The following is a 3,452-nucleotide window of genomic DNA, read 5'->3' as shown; positions in this document are numbered from 1 at the left end:
TGGTTGGTTGTGTGTTGTTTGAGAACTGCACAGTGGACGCGAGCATCTTTGTTGTAAGTAATGAAGAGCGTACGGTGGATGCCTTGGCACCAGGAGCCGATGAAGGACGTAGGAGGCTGCGATAAGCCTCGGGGAGCTGTCAACCGAGCTGAGATCCGAGGATGTCCGAATGGGGAAACCCAGCACGAGTGATGTCGTGTTACCCGCACCTGAATATATAGGGTGTGTGGAGGGAACGTGGGGAAGTGAAACATCTCAGTACCCACAGGAAGAGAAAACAATAGTGATTCCGTGAGTAGTGGCGAGCGAAAGCGGAAGAGGCTAAACCATGGATGTGTGATAGCCGGCAGGTGTTGCATTCGTGGGGTTGTGGGGTTCATCTTGTCAATGCTGCCGTGTTGGCCGACAGTAAGAAATCATTGTGTTAGTGGAAGTGGTCTGGAACGGCCTGTCGTAGAGGGTGAGAATCCCGTACACGAAAACATGATGACTGTCGTGATGGAAACCCAAGTAGCACCGGGCCCGTGAAATCTGGTGTGAATCTGTCGGGACCACCCGATAAGCCTGAATACTCCCTGGTGACCGATAGCGGACTAGTACCGTGAGGGAAAGGTGAAAAGTACCCCGGGAGGGGAGTGAAATAGTACCTGAAACCGTGCGCTTACAATCCGTCAAAGCCTTCGAGCAGCTTGCTGCTGGGGGTGATGGCGTGCCTTTTGAAGAATGAGCCTGCGAGTTAGTGGCATGTCGCGAGGTTAACCCGTGTGGGGTAGCCGTAGCGAAAGCGAGTCCGAATAGGGCGTCCGTAGTGGCATGTTCTAGACCCGAAGCGGAGTGATCTACCCATGGCCAGGTTGAAGCGACGGTAAGACGTCGTGGAGGACCGAACCCACTTAGGTTGAAAACTGAGGGGATGAGCTGTGGGTAGGGGTGAAAGGCCAATCAAACTCCGTGATAGCTGGTTCTCCCCGAAATGCATTTAGGTGCAGCGTCGCGTGTTTCTCACCGGAGGTAGAGCTACTGGATGGTCTAGGGGGCCCACAAGCTTACCGAAATCAGCCAAACTCCGAATGCCGGTGAGTGAGAGCGCGGCAGTGAGACTGCGGGCGATAAGGTTCGTAGTCGAGAGGGAAACAGCCCAGATCGCCAGCTAAGGTCCCTAAGCGTGTACTAAGTGGAAAAGGATGTGGGGTCGCGAAGACAACCAGGAGGTTGGCTTAGAAGCAGCCACCCTTGAAAGAGTGCGTAATAGCTCACTGGTCAAGTGATCCTGCGCCGACAATGTAGCGGGGCTCAAGTACACCACCGAAGCTGCGGCATTCACACAATGCACCCCCTTGATTCTGCGGAGTCTTGGGCAGTGGTGTGGATGGGTAGGGGAGCGTCGTGTGGCCATGGAAGCGGCAGGGTGACCTAGCCGTGGAGGCCACACGAGTGAGAATGCAGGCATGAGTAGCGAAAGACGAGTGAGAAACTCGTCCGCCGAATGACCAAGGGTTCCTGGGCCAGGTTAATCCGCCCAGGGTGAGTCGGGACCTAAGACGAGGCCGACAGGCGTAGCCGATGGACAACGGGTTGATATTCCCGTACCCGTGTGAACGCGCCCCTGGTGAATCAGTGATACTAACCATCCTGAAGCGTCCTTACGCCCCTTCGGGGGCCCTGGATGTGGATGCATGGGACCTGATCTGGTAGTAGCCAAGCGATGGGGTGACGCAGGAAGGTAGCTGAGCCAGTCAGTGGTAATACTGGTGTAAGCCTGTAGGGCGAATGGTAGGCAAATCCGCCATTCACACAGCCTGAGAGGTGACGCATAGCCGAATGAGGCGAATTCAGTGATCCTATGCTGCCGAGAAAAGCCTCTAGCGAGCTTTCACACGGCCCGTACCCCAAACCGACACAGGTGGTCAGGTAGAGAATACTAAGGCGATCGAGATAACTATGGTTAAGGAACTCGGCAAAATGCCCCCGTAACTTCGGGAGAAGGGGGGCCTCGTCCGGTGATCACTCTTGCAGTGTGAGCTGGGTGGGGCCGCAGAGACCAGTGAGAAGCGACTGTTTACTAAAAACACAGGTCCGTGCGAAGTCGTAAGACGATGTATACGGACTGACGCCTGCCCGGTGCTGGAAGGTTAAGAGGACCGGTTAGCCAGTTCAATGGCGAAGCTGAGAATTTAAGCCCCAGTAAACGGCGGTGGTAACTATAACCATCCTAAGGTAGCGAAATTCCTTGTCGGGTAAGTTCCGACCTGCACGAATGGCGTAACGACTTCTCAGCTGTCTCAACCATAGACTCGGCGAAATTGCATTACGAGTAAAGATGCTCGTTACGCGCGGCAGGACGAAAAGACCCCGGGACCTTCACTACAGCTTGGTATTGGTGTTCGGTTCGGTTTGTGTAGGATAGGTGGGAGACTGTGAAGCGCTCACGCCAGTGAGTGTGGAGTCGTTGTTGAAATACCACTCTGATCGTATTGGACCTCTAACCTCGGACCATGATCTGGTTCAGGGACAGTGCCTGGTGGGTAGTTTAACTGGGGCGGTTGCCTCCCAAAATGTAACGGAGGCGCCCAAAGGTTCCCTCAGCCTGGTTGGCAATCAGGTGTCGAGTGCAAGTGCACAAGGGAGCTTGACTGTGAGACTGACAGGTCGAGCAGGGACGAAAGTCGGGACTAGTGATCCGGCACCGGCAAGTGGAAGCGGTGTCGCTCAACGGATAAAAGGTACCCCGGGGATAACAGGCTGATCTTCCCCAAGAGTCCATATCGACGGGATGGTTTGGCACCTCGATGTCGGCTCGTCGCATCCTGGGGCTGGAGTAGGTCCCAAGGGTTGGGCTGTTCGCCCATTAAAGCGGCACGCGAGCTGGGTTTAGAACGTCGTGAGACAGTTCGGTCTCTATCCGCCGCGCGCGTTAGAAACTTGAGGAAGGCTGTCCCTAGTACGAGAGGACCGGGACGGACGAACCTCTGGTGTGCCAGTTGTTCCACCAGGAGCACCGCTGGTTAGCTACGTTCGGAAGGGATAACCGCTGAAAGCATCTAAGCGGGAAGCCTGTTCCAAGATGAGGTTTCTCACCCCCTCGAGGGGGTAAGGCCCCCGGCAGACCACCGGGTTGATAGGCCAGAACTGGAAGTCCGGTAACGGATGCAGGTGACTGGTACTAATAGGCCGAGGACTTACCACAAAGAAGCTACGCGTCCACTGTGCAGTATCTGAAACAACACACACGTTTCAGAACTGAAGAAGAAGAACACCACCAACAACACTGTTTGTTGTGTGTGTCTTCGCTGATGTTCCGTGTGACAGTTTCATAGAGTTACGGCGGCCATAGCGGAGGGGAAACGCCCGGTCCCATTCCGAACCCGGAAGCTAAGCCCTCCAGCGCCGATGGTACTGCACCCGACAGGGTGTGGGAGAGTAGGACACCGCCGAACATCCGTTACCGAAAG

2 rRNA genes are annotated in these 3,452 nt (G+C 55.3%); both read left to right on the top strand.

The annotated features are described in order from the left end of the window. Positions 1-51: 51 nt before the first annotated feature. Positions 52-3,187: ribosomal RNA gene (locus tag G9373_RS44785) — 23S ribosomal RNA — on the top strand. A gap of 133 nt (positions 3,188-3,320) precedes the next feature. Further along, a 5S ribosomal RNA gene (gene rrf, locus G9373_RS44780) occupies positions 3,321-3,437 on the top strand. Positions 3,438-3,452: the final 15 nt, after the last annotated feature.

This window comes from Rhodococcus sp. A14, assembly GCF_011603105.1.
Taxonomy (GTDB): Bacteria; Actinomycetota; Actinomycetes; order Mycobacteriales; family Mycobacteriaceae; genus Rhodococcus_F; species Rhodococcus_F opacus.
The sequence above is the reverse complement of the archived record's forward strand: the minus strand, read 5'-3'. Positions and strand labels throughout refer to the sequence as shown.